Source organism: Pantoea sp. SGAir0418, from assembly GCF_043529865.1.
Map to the genome: position 1 here is coordinate 2,527,704 of NZ_CP027911.1, position 13,443 is coordinate 2,541,146.

15 protein-coding genes and 2 tRNA genes are annotated in these 13,443 nt (G+C 57.1%); 10 read left to right on the forward strand and 7 right to left on the reverse strand.

The features are described from left to right. Nucleotides 1-93: 93 nt before the first annotated feature. A tRNA-Ser gene (locus tag C1N84_RS11790) sits at nt 94-181 on the reverse strand. 39 nt (nt 182-220) lie between these two features. Further along, nucleotides 221-308, reverse strand: a tRNA-Ser gene (locus C1N84_RS11795). Between the two features lie 223 nt (nt 309-531). Between C1N84_RS11795 and yccA the strand changes: the two genes are divergently transcribed. Continuing rightward, nucleotides 532-1,188, forward strand: a complete 657-nt coding sequence (gene yccA / locus C1N84_RS11800) for an FtsH protease modulator YccA (protein ID WP_021508295.1) — start codon at nt 532-534, stop codon at nt 1,186-1,188. Between the two features lie 100 nt (nt 1,189-1,288). After that, nucleotides 1,289-1,615 (forward strand): sulfurtransferase TusE, encoded by a 327-nt coding sequence (gene tusE, locus C1N84_RS11805; protein ID WP_010616552.1) that lies wholly within the window; start codon nt 1,289-1,291, stop codon nt 1,613-1,615. Here tusE and yccX read toward each other — a convergent pair whose 3' ends face one another. Continuing rightward, nucleotides 1,616-1,894 (reverse strand): acylphosphatase, encoded by a 279-nt coding sequence (gene yccX / locus C1N84_RS11810; protein WP_058769579.1) that lies wholly within the window; start codon nt 1,892-1,894, stop codon nt 1,616-1,618. An 82-nt stretch (nt 1,895-1,976) separates the two neighbouring features. Between yccX and rlmI the strand changes: the two genes are divergently transcribed. Together rlmI and hspQ are read left to right on the forward strand one after the other, a co-directional pair. Further along, the gene (gene rlmI, locus C1N84_RS11815; RefSeq protein WP_264441437.1) at nt 1,977-3,167 is read left to right on the forward strand and encodes a 23S rRNA (cytosine(1962)-C(5))-methyltransferase RlmI; all 1,191 of its coding nucleotides are present in this window, start codon (nt 1,977-1,979) and stop codon (nt 3,165-3,167) included. Between the two features lie 59 nt (nt 3,168-3,226). After that, entirely contained in the window at nt 3,227-3,544 is a 318-nt protein-coding gene (gene hspQ, locus C1N84_RS11820) for a heat shock protein HspQ (RefSeq protein ID WP_264441438.1), read from the forward strand. Between the two features lie 31 nt (nt 3,545-3,575). Here hspQ and C1N84_RS11825 read toward each other — a convergent pair whose 3' ends face one another. Then, complete coding sequence (locus C1N84_RS11825; protein WP_264441440.1) at nt 3,576-3,989, reverse strand: CoA-binding protein; 414 nt, start codon at nt 3,987-3,989, stop codon at nt 3,576-3,578. 173 nt (nt 3,990-4,162) lie between these two features. Here C1N84_RS11825 and C1N84_RS11830 point away from each other — a divergent pair, with 173 nt between their 5' ends. Beyond that, nucleotides 4,163-4,789, forward strand: coding sequence for a YccT family protein (locus C1N84_RS11830; protein WP_021508300.1), 627 nt, complete (start codon nt 4,163-4,165; stop codon nt 4,787-4,789). Between the two features lie 68 nt (nt 4,790-4,857). After that, nucleotides 4,858-5,319, forward strand: a complete 462-nt coding sequence (locus C1N84_RS11835) for a methylglyoxal synthase (protein WP_021508301.1) — start codon at nt 4,858-4,860, stop codon at nt 5,317-5,319. A 4-nt stretch (nt 5,320-5,323) separates the two neighbouring features. Here the strand turns inward: C1N84_RS11835 and helD are convergent, their stop codons facing one another. Next, a complete protein-coding gene (gene helD, locus C1N84_RS11840) occupies nt 5,324-7,378 on the reverse strand; it encodes a DNA helicase IV (protein ID WP_127833897.1) in 2,055 nt (684 codons plus the stop codon). Between the two features lie 123 nt (nt 7,379-7,501). Here helD and C1N84_RS11845 point away from each other — a divergent pair, with 123 nt between their 5' ends. Together C1N84_RS11845 and yccS are read left to right on the forward strand one after the other, a co-directional pair. Then, complete coding sequence (locus tag C1N84_RS11845) at nt 7,502-7,945, forward strand: YccF domain-containing protein (protein ID WP_058769574.1); 444 nt, start codon at nt 7,502-7,504, stop codon at nt 7,943-7,945. 8 nt (nt 7,946-7,953) lie between these two features. Beyond that, nucleotides 7,954-10,092: a YccS family putative transporter gene (yccS, locus tag C1N84_RS11850; RefSeq protein ID WP_264441441.1), complete on the forward strand. Its 2,139-nt coding sequence runs from the start codon at nt 7,954-7,956 to the stop codon at nt 10,090-10,092. Here the strand turns inward: yccS and C1N84_RS11855 are convergent. Beyond that, on the reverse strand, nt 10,089-10,718 hold the full coding sequence (locus C1N84_RS11855; RefSeq protein WP_058759726.1) for a TfoX/Sxy family DNA transformation protein: 630 nt from the start codon (nt 10,716-10,718) through the stop codon (nt 10,089-10,091). The two genes, yccS and C1N84_RS11855, sit on opposite strands and share 4 nt — an antisense overlap. 224 nt (nt 10,719-10,942) lie before the next feature. On the opposite strand from C1N84_RS11855, the gene sulA reads away from it, so the two are divergent. Next, nucleotides 10,943-11,434, forward strand: coding sequence for an SOS-induced cell division inhibitor SulA (gene sulA, locus C1N84_RS11860; protein ID WP_031279848.1), 492 nt, complete (start codon nt 10,943-10,945; stop codon nt 11,432-11,434). Nucleotides 11,435-11,782: 348 nt separating this feature from the next. Next, nucleotides 11,783-12,853, forward strand: a complete 1,071-nt coding sequence (ompA, locus tag C1N84_RS11865) for a porin OmpA (protein ID WP_058759727.1) — start codon at nt 11,783-11,785, stop codon at nt 12,851-12,853. A gap of 69 nt (nt 12,854-12,922) precedes the next feature. Here the strand turns inward: ompA and matP are convergent, their stop codons facing one another. Then, nucleotides 12,923-13,390, reverse strand: a complete 468-nt coding sequence (matP, locus tag C1N84_RS11870) for a macrodomain Ter protein MatP (RefSeq protein ID WP_021508308.1) — start codon at nt 13,388-13,390, stop codon at nt 12,923-12,925. Nucleotides 13,391-13,443 lie beyond the last annotated feature (53 nt).

A 13,443-nucleotide genomic window follows, 5' to 3' on the forward strand; every position in this document is an offset into this window, starting at 1 on the left:
TTACGGCAGCAGATTGAAAAGCTTCAGGATGTTTTTCAGAAGGATGGAAAGCAGAAAAGCGAAAAGCCCGCATCGCTGCGGGCTTCTCTTATATGGCGGAGGAACAGAGATTCGAACTCTGGGATGGTTTCCCATCGGCGGTTTTCAAGACCGCTGCCTTAAGCCACTCGGCCATCCCTCCTGAAATCTTTTTGTCACCTCACACTGCGAGAGTGTGAAGTGGCGGAGGAGGAGAGATTCGAACTCTCGGATGGTTTCCCATCGGCGGTTTTCAAGACCGCTGCCTTAAGCCGCTCGGCCACCCCTCCGCAATGAGGCGCACTATAAACATCCCCCCGAACGATGTAAAGCATCCAATGATTCGTTCGCCTGAAAAACAGTCAAAAATGATTTTTTTGCCGTCTTAATCGTCATTCTGCTCAGTGAAACAGCAATTTATCGCGTAAAGATGGGTAAAACGCCTTTTCTGTCCTCTGACCGTTGCGTATTCTCAGGCCATATTTGGTGTTCTCTCTCTAACAGGAGCGCATGATGGACAGAATAATTAGCTCGTCACAGCAGCAGTCGCTACTCAGCACCCATAAAGTGCTGCGCAATACTTATTTCTTACTTGGCCTGACGCTGGCGTTTTCCGCCGTCACCGCCACACTCAGCACCGTTTACGCCCTGCCCTCGCCGGGACTGATACTGATGCTGGTGGGCTTTTACGGATTGATGTTCCTGACCTATCGCCTGGCGAACAGCCCGGCGGGTATTCTGGCCGCGTTTGCCTTTACCGGCTTCCTTGGTTACTGCCTCGGCCCGATTCTCAGCTCGTTCCTCACCGCCGGTATGGGTGATGTTATCGCCATGGCGCTGGGCGGCACCGCGCTGGTGTTCTTCTGCTGTTCCGCCTATGTCCTGACCACGCGTCGTGACATGTCTTTCCTTGGCGGCATGATGATGGCCGGCTTTGTGGTGCTGCTGGTGGCCGTGGTTGCCAATATCTTCCTGCAGCTGCCCGCGCTGCATCTGGCGATCAGCGCCCTGTTTATTCTGTTCTCTGCCGGTGCCATTTTGTGGGAAACCAGCAACATCATTCAGGGCGGTGAAACCAACTACATTCGCGCCACCGTCAGCCTGTATGTCTCGCTGTACAACATCTTTGTCAGCCTGCTGAGCCTGCTGGGCTTCGCCAACCGCGACTAAGACGTAACGCACGCACCGTTAAACCCCGCTCCGGCGGGGTTTTTGCTTTTTATCCGCCGCCGCCTTTACAATGGGCGCGCTGACGATATGAGGAAATAATGTGATTTTTGCCGGTAAAGAGATTGCCACTGACGCAGAAGGCTATCTGAAAAATAGCGCTGACTGGAGTGAAGCGCTGGCGCAGGCCATCGCCCAGCAGGAAGCGATTGAGATGAGTGAAGCGCACTGGGAAGTGGTGCACTTTGTGCGTGATTTTTATCAGCAGTTTAATACGTCGCCGGCGGTGCGCATGCTGGTCAAAGCCATGGCGCAAAAATATGGCGAAGAGAAAGGCAACAGCCGCTATCTGTTTCGCCTGTTCCCGGAAGGTCCTGCCAAACAGGCCACTAAAATCGCCGGCCTGCCAAAACCGGCGAAGTGTCTGTGATCATCCGGTAGTAAACCGCGTCGGCCGCTCCGCCAGCTGATGCGGCTCCACCAGCACCTTATCGACCCGGGCACTGGGCGGTCCGCCTGCCTTCAGCCATGCAATCAGTGACTCCACCTGCTGCGCTTCTCCCGCCGCCAGCACCTCCACGCTGCCATCCGCCAGATTATGCGCATAGCCGGTTACGCCCAGCGCGTTCGCCTGCGCCTGGGTGTAATAACGGAAGCCCACGCCCTGCACCCTGCCGTGAACCCAGATTTTGTAACCTGTCGTCGCCATGGCGATCTCCCCTTTGTGCGTTGCATTTTGCCGCCATCCACCGGAAAATGGCGCCTCATTTTTTCAGGTAAGCATAGCAAACATGACCGTTCGATTGATTCTCGCTAAGGGACGTGAAAAATCCCTGCTCCGCCGCCATCCGTGGGTGTTCTCCGGGGCCGTTGCCCGTATGGAAGGTAAAGCCCAGTCGGGTGAAACCATTGATATCTGTGACAGCAACGGCAAATGGCTGGCCCGCGCCGCCTACTCTCCTCAGTCACAAATTCGCGCGCGCGTCTGGAGCTGGCAGCAGGATGAGTCAATCAACATCGCCTTCTTTGTGCGCACGCTGCAGAAAGCCCAGCAGTGGCGCGACTGGCTGGCACAGCGCGACGGGCTGGACAGCTATCGTTTGATTGCCGGCGAGTCCGATGGACTGCCGGGCGTCACGATTGATCGCTTCGGTAACTTCCTCGTTCTGCAACTGCTGTCGGCCGGGGCGGAGTATCAGCGCCCGGCTCTCGTCTCGGCGCTGCAGCAGTGCTATCCCGACTGCGCCATCTACGACCGATCTGATGTGGCAGTGCGCAAGAAAGAGGGACTGGAGCTGGCGCAGGGTCCGGTAAGCGGTGAACTGCCGCCTGCGCTGCTGCCGATAACCGAGCACGGCATGCAGCTGCTGGTGGATATTCAGGGCGGTCACAAGACCGGTTATTACCTCGATCAGCGCGACAGCCGTTTTGCCACCCGTCGTTACGCGGAAAATGCCCGCGTGCTTAACTGCTTCTCCTACACCGGCGGGTTTGCGGTCTCTGCTCTGCTCGGCGGCTGCCGGGAAGTGATCAGCGTGGATACCTCGCAGGACGCCCTTGACGTAGCAAAACAGAACGTGGCGCTTAACGGGCTGGATGTCTCACGCGCGCAGTTCCTGCGTGACGATGTGTTCAAACTGCTGCGTCGCTACCGCGACAGCGGCGAGAAGTTCGACATGATCGTCATGGATCCGCCGAAATTCGTTGAGAATAAAAACCAGCTGATGGGCGCCTGCCGCGGCTATAAAGACATCAACATGCTGGCAATGCAGCTGCTGAATCCGGGCGGCATTCTGCTGACTTTCTCCTGTTCCGGGCTGATGGCCACCGAGCTGTTCCAGAAAATTATCGCCGATGCCGCTGTTGATGCCGGTCGTGATGTACAATTTATAGAGCAGTTCCGTCAGGCAGCCGACCATCCGGTGATCGCCAGCTATCCTGAAGGGCTTTATCTGAAAGGCTTTGCCTGTCGCGTGCTGTGACTTGAAAACGCTGTCCCTGCCCCCATATCGGTGGCAGGGCAAAGTTTTGGGAGGTCACAATGATTGCCAGTAAATTTGGAATTGGACAGCAGGTCCGGCACCGTCTCTCCGGGGTGCTCGGCGTGATTGTGGATGTGGACCCGGAGTATTCGCTGGACGATCCGCAGCTGGATGAGGTTGGCGCAACGGAATCGCTGCGTTCCGCTCCCTGGTATCACGTGGTGATGGAAGATGAGGAAGGCGAACAGGTGCATACCTATATCGCTGAGATTCAGCTGGCCGGCGAAACCTCGTTCGAACATCCGGAACAGCCATCCATGGATGAGCTGGCCGCCTCGATCCGCCAGCAGCTGCAGGCGCCCAGCCTGCGGCATTAATCGTGCGGCGACCCGGAGTCGCCGTTTTTATTTACCGCGTCACGCACAGCCGCGGAATCTCTATCTTCGGACAGCGATCCATAATCACCGTTAGCCCGGCATCACGCGCCAGCACCGCCGCCTGCTCATTGATCACGCCCAGCTGCAGCCACAGGGTTTTGGCGCCGATAGCAATCGCTTCCTGCGCCACGCCCCATGCCGCTTCGGAATTGCGGAACACATCCACCATGTCGATCTTGCCCGGAATCTCCGCCAGCGTGCCATATACGGTCTGGCCCAGCAGCTGCTGTCCCGCCAGCTTCGGGCTCACCGGCACCACGTCATAACCCTGATCGAGCAGGTATTTCATTACGCCATAGCTGGCACGCTCAGTGCGATCGCTGGCACCGACCAGCGCGATGCGTTGGGTTTGCGTCAGGACATCGCGAATCGTTTGATCGTTCATGTTTTTCTCCTTGTTCACTCGCCTGAGTGTAGATGCCATTGCGCGCTAAAGTGCAAGCGCAGCGCACGAAAAGTTTGCGCGGCGACACGAATAAATATGTTAAAATGTAAATTAACTGCCATAATGTAATAATTTGCTACACATCGCCCTTTTCCCCTGTTCCGGGAGTTGAAATGAAGCTGTCTCTGGCTGTTACGGGTTTGCTGTTGTTGCTCGTATCGGCAACCTGCCATGCCATCACCCTGAAGCTCGATCCGCAGATCGACCTGCTGGTGCTGGATGGGCGCAAAATCTCAGGTTCGCTGCTGAAAGGCGCGGACAGCCTTGAGCTGGAGCGCGGTCAGCATCAGTTTCTGTTTCGCGTGGATAAACCCTGCGCCGATGCCACCCACTTCCGCTCAGAACTGATGATCGTCACCTTCACCGCCGACGCCCATTCCGTAGCGATTCGCCTGCCGGCGCTGAATAACCGCCGCGAACGCAGCCTGTTTGATAAATCGTTAAATTTTCAGCTGATTGATGAGCGTGGTAATGAAATAGCCAGCATTCGCGATCGGTTGCCGGGTGAGAGCAGCGGCAATGTTGAACAGGCGATGATCAATTACAACCGTACGGCGCAGGCGGCCAGCGTGCCGCGATTTGCGCTGCAGGCGGCCAGCGTACCGGACGCCAGTCTCAGTCTGGATATGGTATGGCAGGACGCCAGTAATTTGCCCGCGCTGCAACGCTGGCTGCAGCGTGTTGATGCCGCCACGCGGCAGCGTTTTATCAGTTGGGTGAAAACCCTACGCGCAAGTTGATAGCAGCTGAACGCCAGGGGTAAACTCGTGCATTCACTACGTTTGCACGCGCCGAAACAGGAAGCCCCATGGAGCAGACCGTTCGTACCCTGAAAGTTCAGAAACACATCGCCCTCGTTGCCCACGACCACTGCAAAGCCTCGCTGCTGGACTGGGTAAAAATCAATCAAAATGCGCTGCAACCTCACGTGCTATACGCCACCGGCACCACCGGCAACCTGATCAATCGTCACACCGGACTGGATGTGAATGCCATGCTCAGCGGGCCAATGGGCGGCGATCAGCAGGTCGGCGCGCTGATTGCAGAAGGCAAAATTGATGTGCTGTTCTTCTTCTGGGATCCGCTCAATGCAGTACCGCACGATCCGGACGTCAAAGCGCTGCTGCGCCTGGCTACCGTATGGAATATACCGGTAGCGACCAACCGCGCCACCGCGGATTTCATTATCCATTCGCCGATGTTTGCCAGCGAAGTGACGATTCAGATCCCCGATTATCAGCGCTACCTGACGGAACGCCTGAAAGCCTGATGGCTCAGGCCTTCCGGCTCTGCGGAACGCCCAGTTCGCGCAGGTGTTCAACAAACACGGAAGGCCGCTCTTTATCAAACATTAGCCACACCTGCTGACGCGCACGCGTGATGGCCACGTAGGCCAGGCGCCGCTCTTCCGCATGCGGAAAATCCTCCGGCTGCGGTAGCAGTCCCTCTTCCATGATCGACTCGCGCGCCTGCGCCGGGAAACCGTCACGCCCTTCGTGTAGCCCCAGCACGATGACAAAATCCGCCTGCTGGCCTTTACTGGCGTGGATGGTCATGAAGTCGATACGCAGTTTCGGCCAGCGGGTTTTGGCTTTATCCAGCATGGCCGGACGCAGATGATGGTAACGCGCCAGCAGCAGTACGCGCTCGTCCGGCTTTGCGTAACCGCTCAGCTTGTCGAGCAGCGCTTCCAGTTGCTCCTGCGGCAGCAGCGTAATGGATTTTTTGTTCCCTTTGCTCAGGCTGTTGAGCGGCTTGCGCAGCTGATGCGGATTCTGCTGCACAAAGCGGTTGGCAATGTCACCGATGCGATCGTTGAAACGGTAGGTGGTATCCAGTACGCAGCGGTCGCCTTCGCCAAAATAGTGATGAAACGCGGTGGTCAGGCTCATCTCCGCGCCGCTAAAGCGATAGATCGCCTGCCAGTCATCGCCGACCGCAAACAAACTGGTGCGCTTATTTTGCTGCCGCAGCGCGCTGAGCAGCGCCGCCCGCTGCGGGGAAATATCCTGGAATTCATCCACCAGAATGTGCTTCCACGGGCTGATAAAGCGCCCCTTCTCCAGCACAGCGATCGCCTGATGGATCAGCCCGGAGAAATCCACCGCGCCCTCGGCTTTCAGTGCGCTTTTCCATGCTTTGAGCAGCGGTGCCATCAACCTGACGCGCTTCGTGAAATTGTCGCGCAGCGGTTCCGGCACATCGGCAATCATCGCCGCCTGCGCGCCGCCGTGCATGCGCATCAGGCCGAGCCAGCGCTCCAGCCGCACGGCAAGACGCTGCGCCAGTTTGTCATCCTGCCAGAACGGACCTTCCGGCACGTCCCACGCCAGCTCTTCCTGCAACCACTGTCGCCAGCCGCTGGCCTGCGCCTTTTTGCTGTTGCACTGCTCACGCCAGTTTTCGATCAGCAACTGACGTCGTGCGCTGCTGTCACTTTCCAGCCGGCTGATGACCGGCTGCTTATTGCTGCCTTCACGAATGATGTGCAGCGCCAGCGCGTGAAACGTACGCGCCTGAATCGCGCTCTCACCCAGCCGCGTCTGGATCCGATCGTTCATCTCTTCCGCCGCCTGGCGACCAAAAGCCAGCAGCAGGATTTGCTCCGGCTGCGCCAGTTTGCGCTGTAACAGCCAGCCGGCGCGCGCCACCAGCACCGAGGTTTTACCGCTGCCCGCGCCGGCCAGCACCAGCAGCGCGTCTTCACCGTTGACCACCGCCTCACACTGCGATGGATTGAGCGGCGTGGTTTCGACGGTGGAGAAGAAGGCGTGATTATCGCTGATCACCCGCGCGCTCCATTCACGGTTGCGCTGCCGAATCGCGCTCTCGCCCTGCTCGAGCCACTGCTGGCAAAAGCGCCACAGCGTGCGGCAGTTATCAAACTCCTCCAGCCGTGCCAGCGGCAGCGGTAAGGCGGAAAACTGGCGCGTGATGGTCTCTTTTACCGCGGCCAGTTCGCTGCGCTTCAGCCAGCGATCCTGGCCGGTAAACGCGACGATCTCCTGCTGCAGCGCGCTCAGCACCTGCGCGCTGATTTCGCTCATCTCGAGGCTCCACTGCTGCCACGCCTGCTGCAGGTAATGATAAAAACGCTGGGTTTCCTGCCACTCGGTGCCGTGCAACCGCACCACTTTCTCTTCCGGTAACAAAAACTCCAGCTCGCCCCACACCAGGCCGCGTTTGCAGGTAATACCGATCAGCTGATTAAACGGGATCAGGTACTCGTGGCGATCGCCGCTGACTTCCACACCGGCAGCCAGCAGTCGCACCCGGTTATAGGGATGCTGTGCCAGCCGTTTGCCCATGGATGTTGCTTTTAGTTCCATCTCCGCACCGTCATGTGGAATTCAATTATCGCGCAGTTTACCTGTCAGACCCTTAGCGCTCCAGCCTTAAAACACGCTAAACTGGGCGACACATATTGCGGATTGCAAAAGGAAAATCGCGTTATGCGCACCGTGCTTAATATTCTGAATTTTGTTCTTGGCGGCTTTATCACCACCCTCGGCTGGCTGCTGGCCACACTGATCAGCATCGTGCTGATCTTTACCCTGCCGCTGACACGCTCCTGCTGGGAGATTACCAAACTGTCTCTGCTGCCGTTTGGCAACGAAGCGGTTCACGTTGACGTGCTGCGCCCGGAGAGCAAAAACCAAGTGCTGAACGCCGGCGGCACCTTCCTCAACCTGTTCTGGCTGATTTTCTTTGGCTGGTGGTTGTGCCTGATGCACATCTCGACCGGCATCCTGCAGTGTCTGAGCATCATCGGTATTCCGACCGGCATTGCCCACTTTAAAATCGCCGCTATCGCGCTGTGGCCGGTAGGTCGCCGCGTAGTGTCAGTTGAAGAAGCGCAGGCGGCGCGTGAAGCCAACGCGCGGCGCCGCTACTGAGGCTGAAGATGATGCCTGACGCTTTGCCCGGCTGGCGCCGTTATCTGTTCAACGGCAGCCTGCGCTACCTGCTGCGCATCTTCTTCGCGCTGGCCGGCTGTGCCGCCGTTCCCTGGTGGCTGCAGCAGATTGAGTGGACCATTCCGCTGACGCTCGGCGTCGTGGCGGCGGCGCTGACCGATCTTGACGATCGCTGGACCGGCCGCGTGCGCAACCTGCTCATAACGCTGGTGTGCTTCTGCATTGCCTCGGTCTCGGTCGAGCTGCTGTTTCCGCACCCGTGGCTGTTTGCTATCGGTCTGGCGCTCTCCAGCTGGGGATTTATTCTGCTGGGCGCGCTGGGGCAGCGCTACGCCACCATTGCGTTTGGTGCCCTGCTGATCGCGGTTTACACCATGCTGGGCATTGGCCTGTTTCCGCAGTGGTGGATGCAGCCGGCGCTGCTACTGATTGGCGCGCTATGGTACAACCTGCTGACCTTTATCGGCCACCTGATGTTTCCGGTGCGCCCGGTGCAGGAGCAGCTGGCCGCCAGCTTTTCCCAGCTGGCGCGCTATCTGGAAGCCAAGGCCAATCTGTTTGATCCCGACGGCGGTGAGCAGGATGACGCCGCGCTGATCGCCACCGCGATGGTCAATAGCCAGCTGGTGGCGCAGCTCAATCTGACGAAAACCACCATTCAGAGCCGTTTACGCGGCGACCGTGGCTCGCGCAGTACGCGGCGCAGCCTGCATTACTATTTTGTGGCGCAGGATATTCACGAGCGCGCCAGCTCGTCGCATCTGCAATATCACCTGTTGCGCGATGACTGGCGTTACAACGAGGTGCTGTTTCGCTTTCAGCGGCTGCTGAACATGCAGGCGCAGGCCTGTCGCCAGCTGGCAGAGAATATCGTGCTGCGCCAGCCGTGGCACCACGATAGCCATTTTGCGCGCAGCTTTGAACGGCTGGAGACCGCCCTGCAGCGCCTGCAACATAACGATCCGCAGGCGACGCACATTCGTCCGCTGTTCTGGTTGCTGCGCAACTTACGCGCCATTGATGCGCAGCTGGCGTCGATCGAATCAGAGCAGCGGCTGGCGGAACCGCTGACGCAGAGCGATCACCATCTGTCGCGTGAAGGCTTGAGTGGCTGGGCTGATATCCGTCTGCGCCTCAGTCGCCATCTGAGTCCGACCTCGGCGTTGTTCCGCCATGCGGTGCGCATGTCGCTGGTGCTGTGCGTGGGGTACGCCTTCATTCAGCTTACCGGCCTGCATCGCGGCTACTGGATACTGCTGACCAGCCTGTTTGTCTGCCAGCCTAACTACAACGCCACACGACGGCGGCTGGCGCTGCGCATTGGCGGAACCCTGGCCGGTATTGCGATTGGCCTGCCGGTGCTGTGGCTGGTGCCCTCAATAGAGGGCCAGTTGGTTTTGATTGTGCTGAGCGGCGTGCTGTTTTTTGCCTTCCGCCAGATTCAGTACGCGCAGGCGACGCTGTTCATCACCCTGCTGGTGCTGCTGTGCTTCAATCTGCTGGGTGAAGGCTTTGATGTCGCCCTGCCGCGCGTGGTGGATACCTTGCTCGGCTGTGGCCTGGCCTGGCTGGCGGTGGCGTTTGTCTGGCCTGACTGGCGTTTCCGTCAGCTGACGACGGTTGCCGATCGCACGCTGAATGCCAACTGTCGTTATCTTGATGCCATCCTGGAACAGTATCATCAGGGTAAAGATAACCGTCTCGCCTACCGTGTGGCGCGCCGTGACGCGCACAACGCCGATGCAGAACTGGCGTCCGTGGTGTCCAATATCAGCGGCGAACTGAAGCAACAGCCGCCGCTGCGCGAGAATGCGTTCCGTCTGATGTGCCTCAATCACTCGTTTCTCAGCTACATCTCGGCGCTGGGCGCGCACCGGGAGCGGCTGACGCAGGGCGAACTGCTGACCCTTTTAGATGACGCGGTATGCTTCGTCGAGGATGTGCTGCAGATCGATCGCGTCAGCGAAGCGCAGGCGGAAACGATGCAGCAGGCACTGATGCAGCGCCTGAGAGCGCTGAAAACCAGTGAGGAGGCGCAGGCACCGCTGGTGTTGCAGCAGCTGGGGCTGCTGGTTGCGCTGCTGCCGGAAATTGCCCGCCTGCGCCGCACCCTCGCCGCCGCTTAAGGCAACAGGCGCTCCGCCGCGGCGTGCTGGCGGAGCGTTTCCTGATACCAGGCGCTCAACTCTTCACGTACCGCCGCCGGCAAAGCGGCCTGGTGATGGCCGGAAATGGCCCCTTCCAGCGCCAGCAGCGTTTTCAGGCCGATATCTTTATTCACCGCCCGCAATTTCAGCCAGCTCTGACGCGAGCCCATTTCATACAGTAAGCGAACAGAATTGATCCCGACTTTGTGCAGCATCAGCTCCATGCGCAGGCTGAGATTGGGCAGATCTTTCAGCCTGAGCAAGACAAGTCTGTTCGCCGCCTCGGCGCGCGCCGCAGACAGCGAACTGGCCGATAAGCGCAGCAGCTGATCGGCGTCCTGCCAGAGCTGTTTATCCACTTTGTAGTAGCTGAGCGTCACCGGCATGCCGCGCTTGCGATATATCAACGGTTCCAGCGGGCGCTGTGCGGCATAGTGCTGCAGCGCCTCGCTGGCGCGCAGATAGAGCGCATCCTCATTGATGTAAGCAAACACCACCTTTTCGACCGCCAGCGCGTAACCACCAAACTGGGTGCGCGATTCAATTTTTCCCAATGCCGCTAACTGGGCTTTGGACTGCTCAACCACCGGATTATTTTTCTTCATAACGTCCCCTTTTCCTCATTCCTTGCGCGGGAAATTTCCTATAAAAAGCTCAGAGATTCATCTGGTTAGAAGATAGAAAAAACGATTTAGCTGTTCAATGAATAAAAGCGGCAACGCGCGGTTCTTGTGCGGAATTTGCGAGGCATTTTCAGAAATTGAGGTTGATCTTTATCCAGGAACTCATTACTGTATATTCATACAGTTCATTACTGAGTGATTAAAATATGCGTACTCAATACTCTGGCCCTGCTGATCGTGCTCACCGTTTCGCTGCGACGGGCTTAACGCAACCTTCTCTGGGTGGTATTACTGAACTGCGTTATAGCGAGCAGCCCGGCATCATGCCGCTGCTGTTACTGCCGGTCCTCAAGCAGCTGAGCACGCAGTCACGCTGGCAGCTGTGGCTGACGCCAGCGCACAAACTGAACCGCAGCTGGATGCAGCAGTCAGGATTACCGCTGGAAAAGAGTATGCATATTACGGAATCCGAGCGTTTAAGCACGGTTGAGAGCATGGTGAAAGCGTTGCGCACCGGCAACTACAGCGTGGTACTCGCCTGGATTCCTTATGAATTGAGCAATGAAGAGCGCCTGGAACTTGAGCAGGCAGCCGCCGAAGGCGAAGCGCTGGGATTGATTATGCGTCCTCAGGGGCGCGATCTTGCTCTGTCCAGACAGCCAAACAGCGCAAAAATTCCCTCTGATTTGTTTCATTAAGTAAAACTAAGATTTTTCTCACGCTATTTTTTCACAAAGTTGCGGCTAAGCCACTGATTCTTTTCCCGCCAGCTATGACAATGGCTTAGCCGCATTTTTCTTTTCTGGTAGCGAAAATTTTGCCATGTCATTTGTTAAAATGTGTGTATAAATCCCTGTTTTTTTATCCGCTGACGTCACATCATACTTGTAAGTTTCCAATCTCGTTGTAGACTTTACCTCGCCAGGGTGCTCAATAACCTCCGTTTTTTCGGTAGAGTCATAAGCGAGCGTTTAGACCCGGCGAAGGATTACAACCAAGAGCAACCTTTTTGCTCATTGCCTATTTGGATGATAACGAGGCGCAAAATGAAAAAGACAGCTATCGCAATTGCAGTGGCACTGGCTGGCTTCGCTACCGTAGCGCAGGCCGCTCCTAAAGATGACACCTGGTATACCGGTGCTAAACTGGGCTGGTCTCAGTATCACGATACTGGTTACTACGGTAACGGTTACGAAAACAACGACGGTCCAACTCACGAATCTCAGCTGGGCGCAGGTGCTTTCCTGGGCTACCAGGCTAACCCATACCTGGGCTTCGAGCTGGGCTACGACTGGCTGGGCCGTATGCCGAACAAAGGCAACGTGACCAATGGCGCATTCAAAGCACAGGGCGTTCAGCTGGCAGCTAAACTGAGCTACCCAATTGCTGACGATCTGGACGTGTACACCCGTCTGGGCGGCATGGTATGGCGTGCTGATTCAACTCAGACCAACCCAGACAACGGCCGCATTAGCAACCACGACACCGGCGTTTCTCCGCTGGCTGCTGTTGGTGTTGAATACGCACTGACCAAAAACTGGGCGACTCGCCTGGACTACCAGTGGGTTAACAACATCGGTGACGCAGGTACCGTTGGTGCGCGTCCAGACAACAGCATGCTGAGCGTCGGCGTTTCTTACCGTTTCGGTCAGGACGAAGCTGCTGCACCAGTTGTTGCCCCAGCGCCAGCTCCGGCTCCGGTTGTTGAAACCAAGCGTTTCACTCTGAAGTCTGACGTGCTGTTCACCTTCAACAAATCTACCCTGAAGCCAGAAGGCCAGCAGGCTCTGGATCAGCTGTACAGCCAGCTGAGCTCAATGGATCCGAAAGACGGTTCTGTTGTGGTTCTGGGCTTCACCGACCGCATCGGTTCAGACCAGTACAACCAGAAACTGTCTGAGAAACGTGCTCAGTCTGTTGTCGACTACCTGGTATCTAAAGGTATCCCGGCTAACAAGATCTCTGCACGTGGCATGGGTGAATCTAACCCAGTTACTGGCAACACCTGTGACAGCGTGAAAGGCCGCAATGCCCTGATCGACTGCCTGGCGCCAGACCGTCGCGTAGAAATCGACGTGAAAGGTATCAAAGACGTTGTAACTCAGCCACAGGCTTAAGTTATCGCGCAATAAAAAACCCCGCTTCGGCGGGGTTTTTTTTGGCTTTTTATCACACGCAATTTTTGGCTATTCGTTATCCGCGCCGCCTTTACCCAGAATCGCCTGCAGATCCTGCTTCAGCGTCGACATCTGACTGGCATACTTCTCTTTGCGTTCTGCATCTTCGATCAGCTGAACGATGGTCTCTGATAAGGTGCTGTTACGACGCTGCGCCAGACCGGCCAGACGCTGCCAAACCAGATACTCCAGATCGATCGATTTTTTCCGCGTGTGCTGATGCTCTGCGTTGAAATGACGTTTACGCCGCGCGCGTATGGTCTGCTTCAGACGGTTTTCCAGCTCCGGATGGATATGCTTTGCGATCCAGTCACCGACCTCAACCGGGTTATTCTCCATCGCCAGCAACGTCTCTACCGCCGCCTGCGCAGCGCTCAGCTCAATATGCCGGGTGATCAGCTCACCTTCCCGATGCTTTTTCACCAGGTATTTCCACTTCCATCCACTTTCAAGATTTTCGAGTTGCTGGTATTTCATCGGAATCTCATCGTGATCACGTAACAAACTAAGAATAACAGCTTTTTTCCCGG

Coding starts and splice junctions, on each gene's coding strand:
- ompA (WP_058759727.1), top strand. CDS start 11,783: ATGAAAAAGACAGCTATCGCAATTGCAGTGGCACTGGCTGGCTTCGCT.
- C1N84_RS11830 (WP_021508300.1), top strand. CDS start 4,163: ATGAAGCTGTCTCTGGCTGTTACGGGTTTGCTGTTGTTGCTCGTATCG.
- yccA (WP_021508295.1), top strand. CDS start 532: ATGGACAGAATAATTAGCTCGTCACAGCAGCAGTCGCTACTCAGCACC.
- C1N84_RS11835 (WP_021508301.1), top strand. CDS start 4,858: ATGGAGCAGACCGTTCGTACCCTGAAAGTTCAGAAACACATCGCCCTC.
- C1N84_RS11825 (WP_264441440.1), bottom strand. CDS start 3,989: ATGAACGATCAAACGATTCGCGATGTCCTGACGCAAACCCAACGCATC.
- hspQ (WP_264441438.1), top strand. CDS start 3,227: ATGATTGCCAGTAAATTTGGAATTGGACAGCAGGTCCGGCACCGTCTC.
- rlmI (WP_264441437.1), top strand. CDS start 1,977: ATGACCGTTCGATTGATTCTCGCTAAGGGACGTGAAAAATCCCTGCTC.
- sulA (WP_031279848.1), top strand. CDS start 10,943: ATGCGTACTCAATACTCTGGCCCTGCTGATCGTGCTCACCGTTTCGCT.
- yccS (WP_264441441.1), top strand. CDS start 7,954: ATGATGCCTGACGCTTTGCCCGGCTGGCGCCGTTATCTGTTCAACGGC.
- matP (WP_021508308.1), bottom strand. CDS start 13,390: ATGAAATACCAGCAACTCGAAAATCTTGAAAGTGGATGGAAGTGGAAA.
- yccX (WP_058769579.1), bottom strand. CDS start 1,894: ATGGCGACGACAGGTTACAAAATCTGGGTTCACGGCAGGGTGCAGGGC.
- helD (WP_127833897.1), bottom strand. CDS start 7,378: ATGGAACTAAAAGCAACATCCATGGGCAAACGGCTGGCACAGCATCCC.
- C1N84_RS11855 (WP_058759726.1), bottom strand. CDS start 10,718: ATGAAGAAAAATAATCCGGTGGTTGAGCAGTCCAAAGCCCAGTTAGCG.
- C1N84_RS11845 (WP_058769574.1), top strand. CDS start 7,502: ATGCGCACCGTGCTTAATATTCTGAATTTTGTTCTTGGCGGCTTTATC.